The 21,183-nt window shown below is 68.4% G+C and carries 19 protein-coding genes and 1 pseudogene; 12 read left to right on the forward strand and 8 right to left on the reverse strand.

Annotation, left to right across the window (positions count from 1 at the left end):
* The first annotated feature begins 92 nt into the window (after positions 1–92).
* On the forward strand, positions 93–1,913 hold the full coding sequence (locus ACYVBS_RS12925) for a formylglycine-generating enzyme family protein (protein WP_460824099.1): 1,821 nt from the start codon (positions 93–95) through the stop codon (positions 1,911–1,913).
* An 18-nt stretch (positions 1,914–1,931) separates the two neighbouring features.
* The gene (locus ACYVBS_RS12930) at positions 1,932–2,861 is read left to right on the forward strand and encodes a M48 family metallopeptidase (protein ID WP_460824100.1); all 930 of its coding nucleotides are present in this window, start codon (positions 1,932–1,934) and stop codon (positions 2,859–2,861) included.
* A 142-nt stretch (positions 2,862–3,003) separates the two neighbouring features.
* Here ACYVBS_RS12930 and phaR read toward each other — a convergent pair whose 3' ends face one another.
* From phaR to gluQRS, 3 genes are all read right to left on the reverse strand, one after another.
* Positions 3,004–3,495, reverse strand: coding sequence for a polyhydroxyalkanoate synthesis repressor PhaR (phaR, locus tag ACYVBS_RS12935; protein ID WP_460824101.1), 492 nt, complete (start codon positions 3,493–3,495; stop codon positions 3,004–3,006).
* A 177-nt stretch (positions 3,496–3,672) separates the two neighbouring features.
* A complete protein-coding gene (gene phbB / locus ACYVBS_RS12940) occupies positions 3,673–4,413 on the reverse strand; it encodes an acetoacetyl-CoA reductase (RefSeq protein WP_460824102.1) in 741 nt (246 codons plus the stop codon).
* A gap of 43 nt (positions 4,414–4,456) precedes the next feature.
* A complete protein-coding gene (gene gluQRS, locus ACYVBS_RS12945; protein WP_460824103.1) occupies positions 4,457–5,377 on the reverse strand; it encodes a tRNA glutamyl-Q(34) synthetase GluQRS in 921 nt (306 codons plus the stop codon).
* A 77-nt stretch (positions 5,378–5,454) separates the two neighbouring features.
* Between gluQRS and htpX the strand changes: the two genes are divergently transcribed.
* Positions 5,455–6,363, forward strand: a complete 909-nt coding sequence (htpX, locus tag ACYVBS_RS12950) for a protease HtpX (protein ID WP_460824105.1) — start codon at positions 5,455–5,457, stop codon at positions 6,361–6,363.
* Between the two features lie 112 nt (positions 6,364–6,475).
* Here htpX and ACYVBS_RS12955 read toward each other — a convergent pair whose 3' ends face one another.
* A complete protein-coding gene (locus ACYVBS_RS12955; protein WP_460824106.1) occupies positions 6,476–8,551 on the reverse strand; it encodes an EAL domain-containing response regulator in 2,076 nt (691 codons plus the stop codon).
* An 86-nt stretch (positions 8,552–8,637) separates the two neighbouring features.
* Positions 8,638–9,672: an EF-P beta-lysylation protein EpmB gene (gene epmB / locus ACYVBS_RS12960; RefSeq protein ID WP_460824107.1), complete on the reverse strand. Its 1,035-nt coding sequence runs from the start codon at positions 9,670–9,672 to the stop codon at positions 8,638–8,640.
* A 126-nt stretch (positions 9,673–9,798) separates the two neighbouring features.
* Between epmB and efp the strand changes: the two genes are divergently transcribed.
* The 6 genes from efp to folE2 all read left to right on the forward strand — a co-directional run bounded on the left by efp (position 9,799) and on the right by folE2 (position 15,196).
* Positions 9,799–10,365, forward strand: coding sequence for an elongation factor P (efp, locus tag ACYVBS_RS12965; protein WP_460824109.1), 567 nt, complete (start codon positions 9,799–9,801; stop codon positions 10,363–10,365).
* A gap of 140 nt (positions 10,366–10,505) precedes the next feature.
* Positions 10,506–11,849 carry a TRZ/ATZ family hydrolase gene (locus ACYVBS_RS12970; protein WP_460824111.1) on the forward strand — a complete coding sequence of 448 codons (1,344 nt, stop codon included), beginning with the start codon at positions 10,506–10,508 and terminating at the stop codon, positions 11,847–11,849.
* Positions 11,849–12,571 (forward strand): bifunctional 2-polyprenyl-6-hydroxyphenol methylase/3-demethylubiquinol 3-O-methyltransferase UbiG, encoded by a 723-nt coding sequence (gene ubiG / locus ACYVBS_RS12975; protein WP_460824112.1) that lies wholly within the window; start codon positions 11,849–11,851, stop codon positions 12,569–12,571. The genes ACYVBS_RS12970 and ubiG overlap by 1 nt, the downstream gene beginning before the upstream one ends.
* A gap of 56 nt (positions 12,572–12,627) precedes the next feature.
* The gene (locus ACYVBS_RS12980) at positions 12,628–13,341 is read left to right on the forward strand and encodes a phosphoglycolate phosphatase (protein ID WP_460824201.1); all 714 of its coding nucleotides are present in this window, start codon (positions 12,628–12,630) and stop codon (positions 13,339–13,341) included.
* Entirely contained in the window at positions 13,338–14,159 is an 822-nt protein-coding gene (locus ACYVBS_RS12985; protein ID WP_460824113.1) for a phytoene/squalene synthase family protein, read from the forward strand. Before ACYVBS_RS12980 ends, ACYVBS_RS12985 begins: the two co-directional genes overlap by 4 nt.
* Before the next feature lie 89 nt (positions 14,160–14,248).
* Positions 14,249–15,196 carry a GTP cyclohydrolase FolE2 gene (gene folE2, locus ACYVBS_RS12990; protein WP_460824115.1) on the forward strand — a complete coding sequence of 316 codons (948 nt, stop codon included), beginning with the start codon at positions 14,249–14,251 and terminating at the stop codon, positions 15,194–15,196.
* Between the two features lie 153 nt (positions 15,197–15,349).
* Here folE2 and ACYVBS_RS12995 read toward each other — a convergent pair.
* The 3 genes and pseudogenes from ACYVBS_RS12995 to yidD all read right to left on the reverse strand — a co-directional run.
* Positions 15,350–16,099, reverse strand: a pseudogene (locus tag ACYVBS_RS12995) (M23 family metallopeptidase); the annotation flags it as partial.
* A gap of 242 nt (positions 16,100–16,341) precedes the next feature.
* On the reverse strand, positions 16,342–17,688 hold the full coding sequence (locus tag ACYVBS_RS13000) for a dihydroorotase (RefSeq protein ID WP_460824117.1): 1,347 nt from the start codon (positions 17,686–17,688) through the stop codon (positions 16,342–16,344).
* Between the two features lie 2 nt (positions 17,689–17,690).
* The gene (gene yidD / locus ACYVBS_RS13005) at positions 17,691–17,951 is read right to left on the reverse strand and encodes a membrane protein insertion efficiency factor YidD (RefSeq protein ID WP_460824118.1); all 261 of its coding nucleotides are present in this window, start codon (positions 17,949–17,951) and stop codon (positions 17,691–17,693) included.
* A 216-nt stretch (positions 17,952–18,167) separates the two neighbouring features.
* On the opposite strand from yidD, the gene dksA reads away from it, so the two are divergent.
* The 3 genes from dksA (at position 18,168) to ACYVBS_RS13020 (ending at position 21,114) form a co-directional block, all read left to right on the forward strand.
* Complete coding sequence (gene dksA / locus ACYVBS_RS13010) at positions 18,168–19,295, forward strand: RNA polymerase-binding protein DksA (RefSeq protein ID WP_460824119.1); 1,128 nt, start codon at positions 18,168–18,170, stop codon at positions 19,293–19,295.
* Between the two features lie 200 nt (positions 19,296–19,495).
* The gene (locus tag ACYVBS_RS13015; RefSeq protein WP_460824121.1) at positions 19,496–20,122 is read left to right on the forward strand and encodes an RNA polymerase sigma factor; all 627 of its coding nucleotides are present in this window, start codon (positions 19,496–19,498) and stop codon (positions 20,120–20,122) included.
* Positions 20,119–21,114 (forward strand): FecR family protein, encoded by a 996-nt coding sequence (locus tag ACYVBS_RS13020; RefSeq protein ID WP_460824122.1) that lies wholly within the window; start codon positions 20,119–20,121, stop codon positions 21,112–21,114. The genes ACYVBS_RS13015 and ACYVBS_RS13020 overlap by 4 nt, the downstream gene beginning before the upstream one ends.
* The last annotated feature ends 69 nt before the right edge of the window (positions 21,115–21,183 follow it).

Here is a 21,183-nt window from a genome sequence, read left to right on the forward strand (position 1 = left end):
GGCGGGCGACAATAGCCTACTTTCACCCGGGCCGGCATCCGGCGTGGGCCGGAGCAGGGAGAGGGCGTTTGCGGGCGATCGTGGTGGCGAGCATGGTGGCAACGCTGCTGCTGGCGGGATGTTCCCGCGAGCAGGGTGCCGGCCATGGTGCCGGCGCCGACCGCGTTGCCAAGGGCCCCCGTCCGGTGGTCACGGTCAGTGAGGACCAGGCGGTCTCCCCGGTGGGGCCCTGGCGCCCGCCCGCGGTGGAGGTCACCGACGCCAACGCCGGCACGCTCAAGCGCCAGGCCGACAAAGCGCTCGCCGACGGCCAGCTGTACGCGGATGCCGGAGGCGCTTTGCCCATCCTGCTCGCGCTGGCCAAGCACCGGCCTGATGACGCGGCCGTCGTGGACTCGCTGGCACGGGCCACTGCCGCCCTCCTGGCACAGGGCGATGCCGCGCTGGCCGCCATCGACATCGAGCCCGACTCGCTGCGCGAGGCGCACCAGGTCGCGGCCGTTGCCCGCACCGTCGCGCCCGCGCAGGAGGCGGTGCAGGCCTATCTGTCGCGGGTGGACGCAGCGGAGGCCGCCGCCAAGGCCAACCGCCAGGGTGAGCGTGCGTTGGCCGCCGGCAAGGTTGGGGAAGACGGCAAGGGTGGCGCGCTGGCGCACTTCCGGCAGGCACTGAAGTGGCGGCCCGGCGATGCCCGCGCCCAACAGGGCCTTGCGGCGGCCGAGAGCGCGCTGATCCGACGCGCCGAACTGGCCGCGGATGAGCACGATTATGCCGGCGCCGATCGCTGGCTCGACATCGCGGCAAAGGTGCGTGGGGGCGTGGACACCATCGCCCACGCGCGCGTCCAGATTGCCGAGCGCCGGGCCGCACGCATCCGCGCCTTGCGCGACCTGGGCATCGCCTCGCTCGGTCGTGAGGATGGCCTGAACGCGGCGCGCGGCCACCTTGCCTCCTTGCTGCGCATTGCCCCCAGTGGCGATCCCGCCGCCGTGGAACTGCGCCAGCGGATTGAACTTGCTTCGCATTACGGGATGTTCCGGCCGGGTCAGGTATTCACCGAGGCCCTTCGCAATGGCGGTCGCAGTCCGGTCATGGTGGTCGTGCCGCACGGCGCGTTCCGCATGGGCGCGGCCGAGGGCGAGCGGGACGCCAGCGATGCGGAATACCCGGCCCGCAACATTCGGTTCGATCGCGGTGTGGCCATGGCTCGCACCGAGGTGACGGTGGGCGAGTTTGGCCGCTTCGTGGCCGCCACCGGCTACCGTTCGCGCGCCGAGCGGCGCGGCTATTCGATTGCCTATGACGAGCGCAGCGGTAACCTGGTCCGGCGCAGCCGCGTGAGCTGGCGCTCGGACTACACCGGCAAGGCGGCCGACGAGCGCATGCCTGTCATTCACGTCAGCTGGGAAGACGCGCACGCGTATGCGGAGTGGTTGTCCGAGCAGACGGGGCAGACCTATCGCCTGCCTAGTGAAGCCGAGTTCGAGTACGCCTTGCGCGCGGGCTCGCAGTCGCGCTTTCCGTGGCCCGGGGACGTCCCGCCCGACGACGCGGGCAATTTCACCGGCGCCAAAGATGCCTCGCCCAGCGGACGTGGCTGGCGCAATGCGTTTGCGGGTTACCGCGACGATGCCTGGGGGCCGGCACTGGTTGGGAGTTATTCAGCCAATGCATACGGTCTTCACGACCTGGCAGGCAATGTAACCGAGTGGGTGGCGGACTGTTGGCACGACACCTACCGTCGCGCCCCCGATGACGGCGAGGCCTGGGTCAACCCCGGGTGCCGCACCGCGGTGGTCCGTGGCGGCTCGTGGGCCAGTTCGCCGGCGCAGACGCGCTCGGCGTGGCGCCTGGGCAGTGACCGCAACACCACCAATGCCCGCGTCGGCTTCCGGGTCGTGCGGGACATCTGACCTGCAGGAGTGCGTGGCATGAGGATTGATCCGTTGGGTGGACAGCGCCAGTCCGGCGCGCCGCGTCGTGGCGGCGGTATCCGGTGGTGGATCCTGATCCTGTTCGCCGGCTATGCGGCCTGGCAGTGGTTCGGCAGCGCGAAGGTCGACCCGTACACCGGCGAGAAGGCCCATTACGGCGCCACGCCCGAAGAAGAAGTGCAGTTGGGTGCGCAGGCCTTCCAGCAGGTACTGGGCGATGCGCAAGCGCAAGGTGCTTTGCTTCCCGCCAACACGGAGGTCAGCCAGCAGATCCGCACGATCGCCCAGCGGCTGGTCGCGCGCGTACCCGAGGTCACCACCGACATGGCGGCGGCCAACCAGCAGCAGGTGCCCACCTCCCACCAGAACTTCCAGTGGGACGTGGCCGTGATCCAGTCCGACCAGGCCAATGCCTTCTGCCTGCCCGGCGGCAAGATGGCCGTCTATACCGGCCTGATCCCCGTCGCCCAGAACCAGGATGCGATGGCGGTGGTCATGGGCCATGAAATCGCGCATGCACTGCTGCGCCACGGCTCCCAGCGCATGGCGCAACAGAAACTGGTGCAGATGGGCCAGATGGCGGCCGGCATGGCCGTGGGCGGCATGGATCCGCAGCAGCAGCAGGCGGTGATGGCGGCACTCGGCGCCGGCGCGCAATACGGTTTCATCCTGCCGTACGGCCGCAACCACGAGACCCAGGCCGACGAAGTGGGCCTGATGCTGGCCGCCGCGGCCTGCTTCGACCCGCAGCAGGCCATCCCGTTGTGGGAGCGCATGGCCAGCCTCGGTGGCGGACAGCAGCCGCCGGAGTTCGCCTCCACGCACCCCAATCCCGCCAACCGCATCCAAAACCTGCAGTCGCTGATGCCGCAGGCCGAGGCGTTCCGGGCTAAGTACTGCCAGTCCGGCGCCACAGCATCGCGCTGAGGCCCGGTGCAGGGGCTGCCACGGACGGCCAGCGCCGCACGCACCGCCACTGAACTCGGCGCGAGCGAGGGGACGGTCGCCCGCCCATGAAAAAAGCCGGCGATATGCCGGCTTTTTTGCCCCGCTCAGCAGTTGGCGAAACTCAGCGCCCGCGCTTGGTGTCCGCGGGCTTGCGCGGGGTGTTGGGCGAGGAACCCACGTTGCTGGTGAGGTTTTGCTGGAAGTCTTTCCACATGGCCAGATTGCGCTCGGTGAGCTGGTTCATCAGGGACCACGGGGTTTGCCCCATCATCCCGCCCATCTGGCTGCGGAACTGCTGTTGCTGGTCGAGGAAGACCTGCATCGAGCGTTCCAGATAGCTGCCCATGAAACCCTGCAGCGAGTCGCCGTAGAAGCGGATGATCTGGCTCAGCAGTTGCGTCGACAGTACCGGCTCGCCGTCCTGCTCGTGCTCGGAAATGATCTGCAACAGGACCTGCCGCGTGAGGTCTTCGCCGGAACGGGCATCCCGCACCTCGAAATCCTCGCCATCGACGATCAGCTGGCGCACGTCCTCGATGGTGATGTAGCTGGAGATCTCGGTGTCGTAGAGACGACGATTCGGGTACTTCTTGATGACGCGGGTCGAGGCCATCGAGCGGAGACTCTAAATCGTTGGTGCCTTGCAGCATGGCGCAGCCCGCGTGGCCTTGCAACTGGCCCGGTGGACAGCCCCGCGGCCACGAAACGACGCGGCCGGCTTGGGTGGCCGGCCGCGCGCTTCCAGGGTGTGCCGCGACGGGGGCAGAGTCGTCCCGGTCGCGGCGGGAGCTCACCAGCCCATGTGGTGGCCGCCGTTGATGTCCAGGTTGCTGCCGGTGATCCAGCTGGCTTCCTCTGCCGCCAAGAAACCCACGCCGTAGGCAATTTCCTCCGGCGTGCCCAGCCGCCCGGTCGGAATGTCGGCCACGATCTTGGCGCGCACGTCCTCCGGCACCGCCATCACCATGTCGGTGGCGATGTAGCCCGGCGAAATGGTGTTCACCGTGATGCCCAGCTTGGCGTTCTCGCGCGCCAGCGAAATGGTGAAACCGTGCATGCCGGCTTTGGCGGCCGCGTAATTGGCCTGGCCGTACTGGCCCTTCAGGCCGTTGATCGAACTGATCTGGATGATGCGGCCCCACTTGCGGTCACGCATGCCCTCGATCACGGGCCGCGTCACGTTGAACACCGAGTTAAGGTTGGTGTTGATTACCTCGGTCCACTGCTCGGGCTTCATGCGGTGGAAGGTGCCATCGCGGGTGATGCCCGCGTTGTTGACCAGGATGTCCACCGGACCGAGCTTCTGCTCGACCTCATGCACCATCGCGGCGGCTTCGTCCGGCGACGTGACGTCGCCCTTCACCAGCGTTACGTCATAGCCCTCGGCCTTCATCCGTTCCTGCCAGGCCTTGGCTTTCTCCTCGTTGCGGTAGTTGGTGGCCACCCGATGGCCCATGTCTGCCAGCTTCTTGACGATGGCGGTGCCGATGCCGCCCGTACCACCCGTGACCAGTGCAACACGCGATTGCATGCCAACTTCTCCATTGCCGCGACCCTGCGGCTCCGCCTCGATACTAGCGCTGCATCGTGAAACTTTGATGCTGCATTGCGGCGACTTTGGTCGCGGCGCCTGTCGGGATGCGGCTTGGGTCGAACGCGGCGACGGCGGCTCCCAAAAAAGCCGCCACGTCCGCGGCTGCTGCCACCGCGTCGAGCGATTGGCCAAGCGTCCGCCAGGCGGCTGCCAGTGCGGGCAACGGGTTGCCGGGGTCGACCGGGTGCGCGACATCGCTCTTGGAGAGCTTGCGGCCCTGCGCATCCACGACCAGCGGCAAGTGCGCGTAACGCGGCTGGGGCAATCCCAGCGCACGCTGCAACAGGATCTGGCGGGCGGTCGAGTCCAGCAGGTCGGCCCCCCGGACAACGTCGGTGATGCCCTGTTCCGCGTCGTCCACGACCACGGCCAACTGGTACGCCCAGCAGCCGTCCGCGCGCAGGAGGACGAAATCCCCGACGTCATGAGCCACGTCCTGACGTTGCGGCCCCTGGATGGCGTCGACGAAGTCGACGACGGCGCCGTCAGGCACCCGCAGCCGAACCGCCGGATCGGGTCGCGGGGCGGTGGCCACGCAGTGCCGATGGATGCCCTGGCTGGCGGCCAATGCGGTGCGGCTGCAATGGCACGTAAATGCCTCGCCACTCGCCAGCAGTTTGTCCAGTGCAGCCCGGTAGAGCGCCCCGCGCTGGCTCTGGTACACCACGGGCCCGTCTGGATGCAGTCCGAATGCGGCCAGGGCCTCCAGTTGCCGTTGCGCGGCTCCAGGCACTTCCCGCGGGGCGTCCACGTCCTCCACGCGGACCAGCCACTCTCCGCCGGCCTGGCGCGCCAGCAGCCAACTTCCCAAGGCGGCCAGCAGGGAGCCGGCGTGCAGATCGCCGGTGGGCGACGGGGCGAAACGGCCGCGGTAGCGGGAGGGGACGGGGGGCAAAGTCACGCGGGTTCACTTGAAATCCATGCGAGACTGCCACACTTTTCACGTATCCGCGCACGGTGCGCGGCAGGATTTGAAGCATGTTCAAGCGGATCGTACTTTTCCTTGCCACCAACCTCGCCGTACTCGCGTTGCTGAGCATCGTCATGGCGGTGCTGCAGAACGTGTTCGGCGTGACGCTGGGCAACAACGGCGCGCTGCTGGTCATGGCCACCGTGTTCGGCTTCGGCGGCTCGCTGATCTCGCTGATGATGTCCAAGTGGGTGGCCAAGCGCACCACGGGCGCACACGTGATCGAGCAGCCCCGCAACGAGGCTGAGCAATGGCTGGTCACCACGGTGCGCCGCCAGGCCGAGGCCGCCGGCATCAAGATGCCGGAAGTGGCCATCTACGACGCGCCGGAGATCAACGCCTTCGCGACCGGCCCCAGCCGCAACAACTCGCTGGTGGCGGTATCCACCGGCCTGCTGCGTGCCATGAACCGCGACGAGGCCGAGGCCGTGCTGGCCCACGAGGTCAGCCACGTGGCCAACGGCGACATGGTGACCATGGCGCTCATCCAGGGCGTGCTGAACACGTTCGTGATCGTGCTGGCGCGCCTGGTGGGCCGGGTGATCGATGGCTACCTCAATGGCAACCGTGAAGGTGGGCCGGGCCTGGGCTACTACGTGATCGTCTTCGTGCTGGACATGGTCTTCGGCCTGTTCGCCAGCATGATCGCTATGTGGTTCTCGCGTTACCGCGAGTTCCGCGCCGACGCGGGCGGCGCCAGCCTGGCCGGTCGCCCGAAGATGATCGCCGCACTGGAGCGCCTGTCGCAGACCTACGGCGAGAGCACGTTGCCCAAGCAGGTGGCTGCGTTTGGCATCAGTGGTGCGGTCGGCCACGGCCTGCGCAAGCTGCTGATGAGCCACCCGCCGCTGGCCGAGCGCATCGAGGCGCTGCGCAACGCGCCCGTGGAGCCGGTGCGCGGCACCGTGGTCGGCTGACGCACCCGGTTCACCGGACAAGACAAAGCCCGTCGAAAGGCGGGCTTTGTCGTTGGTGGGGGCAGGGCGGACGGGGCGCAGTGAGTGCGCGGCCGCGGGCGCGGGGCAGGGGTTAGAACTCGTAGTCCATGCTGGGACCGGATGCGGCGAGGAAATGACCCTGCGCATAGTCCACGCCGGCACCGAACAGGATGGACATGCTGCCCGCGTCCTGCACGAATTCGGCAATCGTGGTCTTGCCCATGTCCCGTGCCTTGCGCGTCATGTCGCGAAGGCGCGCTTGGAGCTCGTTGTTGGTGGGCAGGTCTTCCATGAAGGCGCGGTCGAACTTGAGCACGGCCGCGTCGAAGTGGGTGAGCATCTGGAAGGAGTTCAGGCCGCTGCCAAACTGTTCCAGGCAGATGCGCACCCCGAGCCGGGCGAGTCGCACCTGGAAGGCCTGTGCCGCGCGCAGGTGGGTGAACACCTTCGACTCGGGGATTTCGATCACCAGCTGGCGCCCGTCGACGCCGTGCGTAGCCAACTGCTCCTCGATGTAACCGGCCAGGCTGTCGTCCTGCAGGGAATGCTCGGTGACCTTCACGAGCATCGTGGTTTCGTGACCGTTGCGGGCCCGTTCGCCGATCAGCGAGATGGCGGTTCCCACGACCCAGCGGTCGATGTCCGACATCAGGCTGTTTTCCTCGGCGATCTGCAGGAAGGTCAGCGGCGGAACGATCTCGCCGTGTTCGCCCCGCAGGCGGAGGAAAGCCTCGTACATCTCGCGCGGTTCGCCATGCAGCCCGATCAGCGGCTGGTAGTGCAGCAGGAAGCCGTCGCCCTCCAGCGCTTCGCGGATGCGGGCGATCCACGCCGCCATGCGTTCGAGCTCGGCACGGTCCACGGCGCCCGGGTCGAACAGGTCCACGCGGTTGCCGCCCACCCCGATCGCCGATTGCACGCCAGAGGCCGCCTTGCCCAGTACCGCGGTCATGCTGGCAATGCGCTGGCTGATCTGGACGCCGCCGATGCTGGCGGTGATGTTGAGCGAATGGCTGCCAACTTCCAGCACGGCGTCGGCAAACGCCGCACGGATCTGTTCGGCGATGGACGCGGTAGTCGCATGGTCGGCGCCGCGGCGCAGGACGCCAAACTGGTGCTCGCCGAAACGGGCCACCACGTCCTCCGCGCCCACGGCATTGCGCAAGCGCTCGGCACACGCGGCGATCAGCGCGTCCGCCGCGCCCAGGCCAATGTCCTGGACCAGTCGTGCGTAATGATCCGGCTCCACCAGCAGCAGCCCGTGCTGGGTGGCGTTCTGGGCGGCATCGGCCACCGTGTCTTCCAGTTCGCGGAGGAACGCCTGGCGGTTGAGCAGGCCCGTGACTTGGTCACGCTGCCGCAGCTCTTCCAGCAGGGCCTCGTCCACCGCGCCGGTCTCCTGGCGGCGGAGGATGAGCTGCTGGCAGGGCTCGCCTTCATAGGTGGCGGCCGTGAACTCCATGACCGCCGGAAATTGCGCGCCCTCCAGCGTCCGCGCCTGCAACTCGTGCCGGGGCGGTGGGGCTTCTCCCTTCGACAGGGACTTCAGCAGCTTCTTGAAGCCTTCCACGTGCTGCGGGGCCACCAGGTCGAGCAGCGACATCCCCTCGATGTCCTCGAAGGACTCGAACCCGAACATCTCCAGGTACGCCGCGTTGGCGCGGATGTGCATGCCTTCGTGGATGTAGGCGATCGGGTCCCGGGAGGATTCGATCAGGGCGTCGCAGCGGCGCTCGGTCTCGCGGACGTGGTTCTCGAGGCGACGCAAGGCGCGCCGGGCCTCCAGGTCCGTCCACTCGGTGCGAACGGCCTGCTCGATCTGCTGCGCCTTGTCGCGGAGGATCACGCCATGGGCACCCAGCGCGCTGGCTTCCAGCAGCCGGGCGTCGTCGATGCTGTCGTACAGGATCAGGACCGGGAGGTCCTTGCCGCTGGCATCCACCACCGCCATCGTCCTCGCCAGCGGGATGGCGCTGGAGGCATGGGCCGCGATGATCAGGTCCGGCGTCTGGCTGTCCAGCAGCGCCTTCAGTTCGTCTTCGTTTTCCGGGCGCGAGGGGCGCACCGCGATGCCTGCGTTCCGCAGGCCGCTGACAATGGCCTCCGCCGCCTCGACGCTGTCGTCGACGACCAGCAGGCGCAGGGCCTTGTCTTTGCCGATTTGCATGGCGATCTCCATGGGTCGGGGTTATGCCATGAAGCGGCTGCGGCCGTCCATGAACATCGTCAGATCCCCACGCGGGGACTCACGGTCTAGAGCGGTCGTTTGCCCGGGTCGCCCGCCACTTCACGCACCAGGCGGGGCACCAGATAGCCCGACAGGTGGGCGGCCAGGGCGCGGTGCAGTCCCTTTGCCCGTTCGTCTTCGACCTCGAAGTGGGCGGCGCCCTGCACGCGGTCCAGCTGGTGCAGGTAGTAGGGCATCACGCCCGCGGCGAAGCCACGCTCGCTGAGTTCGGCCAGCGCCTCGACCGAATCGTTGACCCCGCGCAGCAATACCGCCTGGTTGAGCAACTGCACCCCTGTCGCACGCAACCGGGCCAGCGCCGCGTCAACGTGGCCATTGAACTCGTTGGCGTGGTTGGCGTGCAGCACCACGGTCACCGGCCAGGGCAGGGCCTCCAGCCAGGCCGTCAGGGCCTCGTCCACGCGCTCGGGCAGGACCACGGGCAGGCGGGTGTGGATGCGCAGGCGGCGCAGGTGGGACACCGCGGCGAGCGCATCGGTCAGCTCGGCCAGCTTGTGGGTGGCCAGCGACCAGGGGTCACCGCCGGACAGGATGACCTCGTGGATCGAGGTGTCGGCGCGGATCAGGTCGATGGCGCCTTGCCAGCCGCCAGCCGCCGCCGTCTCCTCCGCATAGGGGAAGTGGCGGCGGAAGCAGTAGCGGCAATTGATCGCGCAGCTGCCGGTGGTGACCAGCAGGGCGCGCCCGTTGTACTTGCGGATCACCCCGTCGCCGGCCTTGGCGGCCCCGTCGCCCACGGCGTCCAGGCTGAAGCCGGGCATCGGGCGCATTTCCGCATCCAGCGGCAGCACCTGGCGCAGCAGCGGGTCGGTGGGGTCGCCGTGGCGCATCCGGGCGACGAAGCCCCGGGGTACCCGTAGCGGAAACTGCGCCGCAGCCTCATCCGACAGGTCGGGCACCCGGCCTTCCAACCCCAGCAGCGCGAGCAATTCGCGCGGATCGCGCACGGCTTCGCGCCACAGCTGTTGCCAGGTGCGGGGCGTGAAGGGGGCGGGCTGCGTGGGGGCAGGCTGCATGGGGACGGGGCCAGCAGGTATCATGGCGTACTGTTTTCGCGTCGAAGCAGCCCGGGAGGGCGGCGGCGCGGGCCGACATTCTAGCCGGCCTCGGCCTTGCGCGCCGCGGCGGCAGCCCATCCCAGACAAGAAAGATCCAGGAGTTGCACCATGGCCAGCCTTGGCATGAACGACGTGAAGAACGGTCAGAAGATCCTCGTCAACAATGACCCTTGCGTCATCACCGAGACCGAGTACGTCAAGCCGGGCAAGGGCCAGGCCTTCACCCGCGTGAAGTACCGCAACATCAAGAACGGCCGCGTGCAGGAAACCACCATGAAGGCGACCGACTCGCTGGAAGTGGCGGACGTGGTCGACACCGACATGCAGTACCTCTATGCCGATGGCGAGTACTGGCACTTCATGAACCAGGAGAGCTTCGAGCAGGTGCAGGCCGACAAGGCCGGCATGGGCGGTGCCGAGAAGTGGCTCAAGGGCGAGGAAGAGTGCGTGGTGACGCTGTGGAACGGCAACCCGATCATGGTCCAGCCGCCGAACTTTGTTGAGCTCAAGATCACCGAGACCGATCCGGGCGTGAAGGGTGATACCGCCGGCACCGGCGGCAAGCCGGCGACCCTGGAAACCGGCGCCGTGGTCCGCGTGCCGCTGTTCGTCGCCCAGGACGAAGTGATCAAGGTCGACACCCGCTCGGGCGAGTACGTCTCCCGCGTGAAGTAATCCCATCAGGGGCGGCCTGGCTGCCCCGGTGAATCCGCGCCGCCACGACCGGGCGGCGCGACGCCGCCTGTCGGACGGCCTGCATCCCGCTGTCACGCGCCCGGTGCAGGCTGTCGGGGTAGCCCCGACAGGAATGCCTGATGACGACCCATGCCGCACCCGAAGCCTGTGACCTTCTGATCGAAGCCGGCTGGGTGGTGCCGGTCGTGCCGCACGGCGTGGTGCTGGAAGACCACGCCGTGGCCGTCACTGGCGGCGTGATCCAGGCGGTGCTGCCGCGGGCCCTGGCCCGCCAGCGTTTCTCCGCCCGCGAAGTGGTGTCGCGTCCTGACGGCGCGCTGATCCCCGGGCTGGTGAATGCCCATACGCACAATCCGATGACGCTGCTGCGCGGCGTCGCCGACGACCTGCCGCTGATGCAGTGGCTGCAGGGGCACATCTGGCCGATCGAGGCCGAGGTCATCGGGCCGGAGTTCGTGGCCGATGGCATCAGCCTGGCCATTGCCGAGATGCTGCGCGGCGGCACGACGTGCGCCAACGAGAACTACTTTTTCCCTGACGTGCAGGCTGCGGTCTACAAGCGCCATGGCTTCCGCGCGTTGGTGGGCCTGCCGGTGATCGACTTCCCGACGGCGTGGGCGCGCACTTCGGACGAATACTTCGACAAGGCCGCCGAAGTACATGACCAGTGGCGCGACGACGCATTGGTGGCCACCGCCTTCGCGCCGCACGCGCCCTACACGGTGTCGGACGCCAACTTCGAACGCATCCGCATGCTAGCCGACCAGCTGGACGTGCCCGTGCACTGCCATGTGCACGAAACCGCGCACGAGACCGAGGAATCGCAGGAGAAGCACGGCCAGCGACCGCTCGCACGCCTGGACCGGTTGGGTCTGGTCAACGACCGTCTGATCGCCGTGCACATGACCCAGCTGACGGACGCCGAGATCGCGCTGTGCGCCGAGCGCGGCGTCAGCGTCGTGCACTGCCCCGAATCCAACCTCAAGCTGGCCTCGGGCTTCTGCCCGGTCGGCATGCTGCAGCAGGCCGGCGTCAATGTCGCCATCGGCACCGACGGCTGTGCCAGCAACAATGACTTGGACATGTTCGGCGAGACCCGTACGGCCGCGCTGCTGGCCAAGGCTGTCGCCAATGACGCGTCCGCGCTGGACGCGCCCAGTGCTCTGCAGGCGGCCACCCTGGGCGGTGCGAAGGCGTTGGGCCTGGACGCGCGCGTGGGCAGCATCGAGGCAGGCAAGCAGGCCGACCTGGCCATGGTCGACCTCGGCCAGTTGGAAACCCAGCCGCTGCATCACGTCATTTCGCAGCTGGTGTACGCCGCCGGCCGCCAACAAGTCAGCGATGTATGGATCGCCGGCAAGGCCAAGCTGCGCCAGCGCGAGCTGGTCGGCATGGACCTGGCCGCACTCGTCGCCAACGCCCGCCAGTGGCGCGCGCGCATCGCCTCCATCCGGATTTCCTGATGACCACGCAGACCGAGTCGCACGACACCAATTTCAACCAGGCCGAACTGGACAAGTTCGGTGCGCTGGCCAACCGCTGGTGGGACCCGGACGGCCCGCAGAAGGCGCTGCACGCGCTCAACCCGGCGCGGCTGGGCTACGTGGCCGCGCGCACCACGCTGCGCAATGCCGACGTCCTGGACGTGGGCTGCGGCGGCGGCCTGCTGAGCGAGGCGCTGGCCCACGAGGGCGCGCACGTCACAGCACTCGACCTGTCGCCGGAGCTGGTCAAGGTGGCCCGCTTGCACGGGCTGGAGTCGGGCGTGAAGGTCGATTACCGCGTGCAGTCGGTGGAGTCGCTGGCCGTCGAAAAGGCGGGCCATTTCGATGCCATCACCTGCATGGAAATGTTGGAGCACGTGCCCGACCCGGCCGCCATCATCCAGGCCTGCGCCACGCTGCTGAAGCCCGGCGGCAAGCTGTTCCTGTCCACGCTCAACCGTACGCCGGCCGCCTTTGCACTGGCCATCGTCGGTGCGGAATACGTGGCACGCCTGCTGCCCAAGGGCACCCACCAGTACCGTGACTTCATCAAGCCGTCCGAGCTGGCCGCATGGCTTCGCGCCGCCGGCCTGCAACTGGAAGACGTGAGCGGCCTGATGTACGAGCCGTGGCGCAATGCCGCGCGCGTCACCGGCCGCACCGATGTGAACTACCTGGCCTGCGCGGCCAAGCCGGCATGAGCGAAGTGAAGGACGTGGTGGGCGGACAGGAAGCAGGCGAGGGGGATGCCCGGGCCATGGACGCCGTGACCGGCAGCCGGTCCGCGGGGCATGCCGACGCCGTGGCGTTCCCGAAAGCGGTTCTGTTCGATCTGGACGGCACCCTGCTGGACAGCGCGCCTGACATGCTGGCCACCATCAACGTGATGCTGGCCGCGCGCGGACGTGCGCCGATGACGCTGGAGGCCTTGCGGCCGCACGTGTCGAAAGGCGCCCGGGCGATGATCGGCGCCGCATTCCCCGACGTGGACGTGGCCGAGCGCGAAACGTGGGTGCCTGAGTTCCTGGAGCATTACGGCCGCGAACTGGGGCGCCACGGGGCACCCTTCGAGGGCATCGAAGCAATGTTGACCGCACTGGAAGCGGCGGGCTGCACCTGGGGCATCGTGACCAACAAGCCCGAGTACCTGGCGGCCCTGCTGGTGCCGATGCTGGGCTGGGAAGACCGCTGCGCCGTCCTGATCGGCGGCGATACGCTGCCCGTGCGCAAGCCTGATCCGTTGCCGCTGCTGGTCGCCGCCGAACGCATCGGCGTCGCGCCCGGCGACTGCGTCTACGTGGGCGATGACGAGCGCGACATCGTCGCGGCGCGTGCCGCCGGCATGCCCTCGGTGGTGGCGCTGTGGGGCTACCGCCTACCGGGCGACGAGCCGGGCGACTGGCGCGGCGACACCATGGTCGAACGGCCGGACGCGCTGTGCGAAGCCACCGCATGGCCTTCCCAGCGATGAGCACGGCCGACGACAGCCCGTCGCTGCCGGAGAATGCCGCCGCGCCGGACAGCTTCATCGAAAAATGGCTGGTCCGCTGGCCCGAATGGTCGGTGGCGCAGGTCTTCGTGCCGCAGGCCCAGCGGCCGACGCTGCTGGCTTGGGCCGCGCTGCAGCAGGAACTGGGCGATGCGGCATGGGGTGGCTCGGACGCGCGCCCCGGTGAGGCCAAGCTGGGCTGGTGGCAGGAAGAACTCCGCGGCTGGAGCCGCGGGCTGCGCCGCCATCCCTTGGGCGCGATGCTGCAGGCGCAGCCCGGTGACTGGTTGGCCTTGGCCAGCGTGTTGCCGGCCCTGCGCGACAGCCGCGAGCGCCCCGCCGATGCCGCCGATGCGCTGCGACAGCTGGCGATGGTGGCCGAAGTGTTGGCCCGCATCGATGCGGGGCTTGAAGCGGGCGCGATGCCGGGTGAGGCGCCCGGTATCCCCCTTGGCTTCGCCACTGCGCTGGTAAGCCAGCAGTTGCTGCACGCGCGCCTGCTCGTGGCCGGCGAAACCGCCGTGCCATTGCAGGAACTCGCGCGGGCCGGGCAGGGCAATGCCGCGTTGCTGTGGGCGCAGCAGGTGCCGGCACTGGCATTCGAGGTTCACGGCCCCGGGCACGCAATGCCCGAAGATCAAGGCACGCGTGGCATGACCCGCAGCGCGCAGGCACCCGTTCCGCGCTTCCGCCGCGTGACGGCCGCCTTGGCCCGGCAGCGGCTCCGGCAGGGTGACGTAGCCCGACCGTTGCCCGCCTGGCGGGCGCTGGTCGCCGCTTGGCAGGGTGCCCGCAACTGATCGTTCCGGTGGCGCGGCCGGTTCCCACGCGTGCGGCCGATAAAATAACTCGCGTTGCGATTCCCCCATCCACCCCCATATCGATCGCCGTGACCACTTCCCTGAATCCGCCCCGCACCTTGCCCGACGTGGCGTTCGACGCCGCCGCCGCGGCGCGTCCGCTGGACTGGGTCGGCATGTCCAACATCGCGCTGCCGCTGCGCGTGGCGTCCGGCACGGGCGAGACCCTGCAGGTTGCGGCCTCCGTCGACGTGGCGGTCAACCTGGCGAAGGCGGACGCGCGTGGCATCCACATGTCGCGCCTGTACCTGGAGTTGCAGCACGCGTTCACCGGTGAAGTGGTGACGCCGGCCGGGCTGCGGCGCGTCTTGCAGACCCTGGTGGACACTCAGGCCGGGCTCTCGAGCGCGGCGCGGCTGGTGTTGCGCTACGAGCACCTGCTGCTTCGCCCGGCGCTGGCCAGCGAACACGCCGGCTGGAAGCGCTATCCCGTCGAGATCGATGCCCGCCTCGAGGACGGCCACCTGCATCTGGGCCTACGCTTTGCGGTGGAGTACTCGAGTACCTGCCCGGCTTCGGCGGCGCTCTCGCGCCAGATCAATGCCGAACGTTTCGCCGAAGATTTCGCCGACGCCCGCCCGATGTCCACCGCGGTCGTGCGCGACTGGCTGGCCTCGCCGCGCGGCCTGGCCGCCACGCCGCACGCACAACGCAGCCGCGCCGAAGTCCGTGTGGAACTGCGCCCGGCCTTCGACGAATTGCCGCTGGGCCACCTGATCGACGAACTGGAGCGCGGCCTCGCCACCCCGGTGCAGACTGCGGTCAAGCGCGAGGACGAGCAGGCGTTCGCCCGTCTCAATGCCGAAAACCTGATGTTCTGCGAGGACGCCGCACGCCGCGTCGCGGCCGTGTTGTCCGCCGACCAGCGCGTGGAGCGTTTCGAAGCCACCGTGTCGCACTTCGAGAGCCTGCACGCGCATGATGCGGTGGCCACGGTTGCGGGCCACGGGCCCGTCGGAGCCCCACAGCAGGGTTGATTTCCCGTTCCCACGTGATTGCGGTGTCTTTGGCGGGATGTTCGTGGCGGTCGGTGCGACTGGCCGGTGGGTGCTGATGCCGTTGGCCAGTGGCTCGTCTCGCAGCGCAGAGAAGGGCCGGTAGCTCCGCGCCCGTGATGCGCGCGACCCGTTTCAGGGCTGAGCCGCGCCCGACGCTTCCAGCACCAGCAACGGATCGATCCGCACGTCGAACCAGTTCATGCCCCAATGCAGGTGTGGCCCGGTCGCACGCCCGGTGGCGCCCACCGCGCCGATGACCTGGCCCTGCTCGATGCGGTCTCCCGGATTCACATCCAATCGCGAAAGGTGCAGGAAGTTGGAACTGATGCCGTGGCCGTGGTCGAGCACGACGGTGCCGCCAGTGAGGTAGAGCCCTGGATCGGCAAAGCTCACCACGCCAGCCGCCGGCGCCTTCACCGGCGCGCCGTTGGCGGCGGCAATGTCCATGCCCGAATGCGCCGCGCCGGGCTCACCGTTGTAAACGCGCTGGGTGCCGAAGCGACCGCTGACCCGACCTTGCACCGGCCAGATGAAACTCTGGGCGAAGTCGCCGCGTGCGTCGTCGCGCAGGCGCACTTCGGTCACCCGCGCCTGTTCCCGCCGGATGCGCTCGGCGATGGCCGGGGGCGGATTCACGGTGGTGGGCGGCACGCCGTCGATGCGTTCCACGGGCCAGTCACGCGGCGTAACCGCGACCTGCTGCGTGAGGACCTTGCCGTCGGAGCGGGTAATGCGAATTTCCACGGGGCCGGTCGCATCGCGGCCAAGGCCAAACGCGAAGCGCCCGTCCGCTGTCACCCTCAACGTTCGGCCGGCATACTCCACGATCGCCCCGGCGTCTGCCAGGCCCAGCACCAGGGCGCCCTGCGGCACCGATGCCGGCAGGAACGTGGCGCGGACGGGGTGGGCGACCGGACGGCGGATGCCTGGGAGGCCCGGTGGCCGATCTGGGGCACGAACGCCAGTTTCTCTACGCCCAGAGGGGGGGCTCAATCCCTGATCCCCGCCGGGTTCGCTCGCCTGACCCGGTGCGGTGGCATGGGCCGTGACGCAGCCGCTGCCGGCCATGGCCAGCAGCGACCCCAGTGCCAGCGCGGCGGTGGCGCGTGCGCCGCCCGCCCGCATCAGCGATTGAAGGCCAGCCGCTGGCCGTTGGCCGTGCCCACCAGGCGCTCGCCGTCCCACGCCAGCACGCCGTTCACCCACGTCGACGCGATGCGTGAATGGAAGGTGCGGCCCTCGAACGGCGACCAGCCGCACTTGGAGAGCACCTGCGCGCGTTGCACGGTAAAGGGCGTGTCGTCGACCAGCACCAGGTCCGCGAAATAGCCCTCGCGCAGGAAGCCGCGCTCGCTCACATCGAACAGCTGCGCCGGCGCGTGCGCGACCTTCTGCACGACCTGGGCAGTGGTCAGTCGGCCTTCGTGCACCAACTCCAGCGCGGCATTGAGCGCGAACTGCACCAGGGGCAGGCCGCTGGGCGCGCTGGTGTAGGGGCGCGCCTTCTCTTCCAGCGTGTGCGGCGCGTGGTCGGTGGCCAGCACGTCGATCACATCGCCGGCCACGGCGGCGATCAGCGCCTCGCGGTCGGTGCTGTCCTTGATTGCCGGGTTGCACTTGATCAGGTGGCCGAGCGTGGCGTAGTCCGTGCGGTCAAAGCGCAGGAAGTGGATGCAGGTCTCTGCAGTGATCTGCTTGCGGCTTCCGTCGGCGCGGATCAGCGGGCCGGCCTCGAACAGCGCCAGCTCGTCGGCCGTGGAGATGTGCAGCACGTGCAGTCGGGTGCCGTGGCGACGGGCCAGCGAGATCGCCAGCTCCGTCGACTTCATGCACGCCTCGCGCGAGCGGATGTCGGGGTGGAATTCGGCCGGGATGTCGTCGCCGTACTGCGCCTTGTAGCGCGCCAGCTCCGCTTCGATCATCGGCGTGTCTTCGCAGTGGGTGATAATCGGCGTGGGCGCGCTGGCGAAGATGCCATCCAGCACAACGGGGTTGTCGACCAGCATGTTGCCGGTGGAGGCGCCCATGAACACCTTGATCCCCGGCGCGCGTCGCGGATCAAGCCCGCGTACCGCATCCAGGTTGTCGTTGCTGGCGCCCAGGTAGAAGCCGTGGTTGCCCCACGCGCGGCCCCTGGCGCGACGGTACTTGTCCTCCAGCGCCTCGGCATCGAGGGTGGGCGGGTTGGTGTTGGGCATGTCCATGAAACTGGTCAGCCCGCCTGCGACCGCCGCCGCCGATTCGGTGGCGATGTCGGCCTTGTACTCCAGCCCCGGCTCGCGGAAGTGCACCTGGGAGTCGATCATGCCCGGCAGCAGGCGACGACCGTTGGCATCGACCACGGTCTCGTTGCCCCGAGCCGACAGCCCGCTGCCGATCTGGGCGATGCGCCCGTCTTCAATGCGCAGGTCGCCGTCGAATTCGCGGCCTTCGTTGACCAGTCGTGCGTTGACGATGAGGGTGTTGGACATCGTTAGGGGCCGTCAGTGGGAGTGGGGGGATGGTGCGGGTTTGCCGGTGCGGGTGGAACCGGGTCCACGCCACCGGGGTGGAAAGGGTGGCATCGCAGGACACGACGCGCGGCCAGCCAGCCGCCCTTGATCGCCCCGAACCGGCCAATGGCCTCCATCGCATATACCGAGCAGGTGGGATGGAAGCGACAGCGCGGACCCAGCAGGGGGCTGATCCAGCGTTTGTAGAAGCGGAGACAGGCGATGAGCAGTCGGTCGATCACAGGGTGTTCATGCGGCGTGGCGCCATGATGCGCTCCAGCGCGGTTGTTTGCCGGAACTGCGAATGTTTCGCGTGCTGCCAGGCTTGGCGGCCGTGGCCTGAAAAGCCGGAGCGATGTATGGTGGGGCCAGTGGGGAGTCGCGGTTGCCGCGGTCACCGGGGCAGGTTATAACAGCGCGCCTTCCCGTCACAAGGGAATCAGAAGGACACGTCGCTCGTGGCAGTGAAGAAAACCGCGAAGAAGGCCGCCAAGGCCGTCAAGAAGTCCGTCAAGCCGGCCGCCAAGCCACCGGTTGCCAAGAAGGCTGCGACCACCAAACCGGTCGCGAAGAAGGCCGTGGCGAAAAAGCCGGTAGCCAAGAAGCCCGCCGCCAAGAAGGCCCCGGCCAAGTCGGTCGCGGTCAAAAAGGCCGCCCCGAAGAAGCCGGCCGCCAAGCCAGCCCCGGTGAAGGCCGCCGCCAAGAAGGCGGCGCCCGCGAAAAAGGTACCCGCAAAGAAATCTGCTGCGACCAGCACCAAGGTCGTGGCGAAAAAGGTTGCCCCGGCCAAGAAGCCGGTGGTCACCAAGGCTCCGGCGAAAGCGCCGGCGGCCGCCAAGGCCGCGGCGACCAAAGCCGCCGCTGCCCCGAAGAAGATCCCGGCTGCCAAACCGGCAGCCGTGAAGCCCGTCGCCAAGCCGACCCTGGCCAGCAAGCCAGCCCCTGCGTCAGCCGCACAGCCCAAGGCCCCCGCCCCCGCGGTGGCCAAGCCGGAAACCCCGGTCAAGGCAGTGGCCAGCAAGCCCACGGTCGAGAAGGCTCCCCCCCCGAACACCCCTCCTGCGGCTCCCCGCAAGGTAGGGAAGGTGGCCGTGGCCGTTGCGGCAAAGCCGCACGAGCCCGCCCCGAAAGGCAAGGTGAAAGTCGTGCAGTACAAGGTTGAATCAGGCAGTGGCCGCCCCATCGTTCCGCCGGGTTACAAGCCGGGCGTGGACGAGGAATACATGAGCCCGCTGCAACTCGAATATTTCCGCCAGCGCCTCCTGCAGTGGCGGGCCGAGCTGGTCGAAGAGTCCAAGCAGACCATCGAGAACCTCAAGGACGAAGTCCGCGACGTCGGTGACGAGGCCGAGCGCGCCACTCGCGAGACCGAAAACTCGCTGGAACTGCGGACCCGTGACCGCTACCGCAAACTGATCAGCAAGATCGACAGTACGCTCAAGCGCGTTGATTCCGGCGACTACGGCTATTGCGTGGACACCGGCGAGGAAATCGGCCTGGAGCGTCTGGAGGCGCGCCTGACCGCGGAACGTACCATCGACGCCCAGGAGCGTTGGGAGCACCTGCAGAAGCAGATGGGCGACTGACGCCCGCCGGGGGCCGCGCACGTCGCGGCCGACGGTGCGACCAGACAGCGCCCCGTGCCGGGGCGTTGTCGTTTGCGGGCGCAAGGTAGGGGGACTGCATTGCGCTCGCGTTGTTGGGGACATGAGCCGATGGGTTTCCCATTGCCAGCGCCAGACCCGAGGGAATTCCGGATCCACGCACCCGTGGGGCGGGAGGAACCGTGCTGGATGACGGTTCCTGCGCGGGGTTTCCCGGTGATGACGTGCTCGCCCACGCGATCGAGGCGTGCATGAACGTAACGCCGGGGCCTGAAGGCATCGTCGCCACGGACGGAGGCTTTGAGCACTTTGTCCGTGAGCATCGGCCGCTGCTGATCGCGTTCCTGCGGCGTCGCGTGTCGGATGACGACGCCCAGGACGTGGCGCAGGAAACGATGGTGCGCCTCATGCGCTATGACGGCCAGCCGCGCGAGGCATTGCGGCCCCTCATGTACCGGATCGGGCTGAATGTCCTGGCCGACCGTGGGCGCCGGGACGCAAGTCGCCTGGCGCACGCCCACGTCAGCCTGGGGGATGACGAGCTGGCGCTCCCTTCAATGGAGCCGACACAGGACGAGCGCGTGGCCCACCAGCAGGCTCTGGTGGCGGTTCGAACCGCGATCCTTCGCCTGCCACCGCGGTGCCGTGAGGTCTACCTGCTTAACCGCATCGAAGGCATGAGCTACACCGAAATCTCAAGGCATTGCAGCATCTCGGTGAAAGCGGTCGAGAAGCATGTTGGCAAGGCCCTTTCACTGCTGCGCGTGCATCTGCGCGGCAACAACGACGGTCACAAGGAGTGGCCATGAACATCAACGAACAGATGCACGATCTCGAAATGGAGCAGCAGGCCGCATGGTGGGTCGCGCGATTGGATGCGCCTGACTGCGGCGCCAGCGAGCGTATGGCTTTCGAGGATTGGCTGGCCCAGTCGCCGGATCACGTCGAGGCCTGGGTCAAGGCCGATGCCATCCATTGGGCGGCTGCGGGGCTGGCAGGGGATGACCTGCTGCAAGCGGCGGCGCGAAAGGCGCGCCGTGAAGGGCGGCAGGTGTTTGCTTCGCGGGTTGGCGTGCGTACTTGGGGTTGGGCGGTCGCAGCCAGCCTGGCGGTGGTTGCCGGCGTACTGGTCTGGCGCGCGCAGCCCGAGGCACCCCTGCCGGAACAGCGGTACGCGACATCCGTGGGCGAGCAACGCACTATTGGACTGTCCGATGGCACCACGTTGCTGCTCGATACCGGTTCTGCCGTGACCGTGCGCCTGGGAGGTCGCCAGCGCGAGGTGGACGTCGACCTCGGGCGGGTGCAGTTGCAGGTCGGGGACGATCCACGCCCCTTCCTGGTGCATGCAGGCGCCACGGTCATCCGCGACATTGGCACCACGTTCCAGGTCAGCCGCGAGGGGGGGGCGGTCAACGTGGGCTTGATGGATGGCGCTGTGGTGGTGTCGGCACCCGCGTCGACCGGCAGGCCGGAAAGCGTGCGCCTGGCGCCCGGTGAGCAGGTGTCGGTCGAGGCGGGCGCGGGCTTTGAGCCGGTGCAGGCGTTCGATATTGCGGTGGCGGAAGGCTGGGCCCAGGGTGAGTTGGTGTTCAAGGAACGCCGATTGGACGCGCTGCTGGCCGAAGCCAACCGCTACTCCCAAACCAAGCTGATCCTGGCCGATCCGGCGCTGGCTGATATCACCGTCAGTGGTGTGTTCCGTGCCGGCAACCAGGAAGCCTTGGTGTCCGCGCTGGAGCGCGGTTGGGGACTGCGTGCCGAGCGTCGCGGGAACAGCGAGATCAGCCTCCACCGTTGACAGCGCTGACAGGTGCTTCCATGTGTGGCTTGGCGTTGCGCGTAGGGTCGCGCTTTCGTAATGTGGGGC

The sequence above is a fragment of the Lysobacter olei genome (assembly GCF_054777355.1).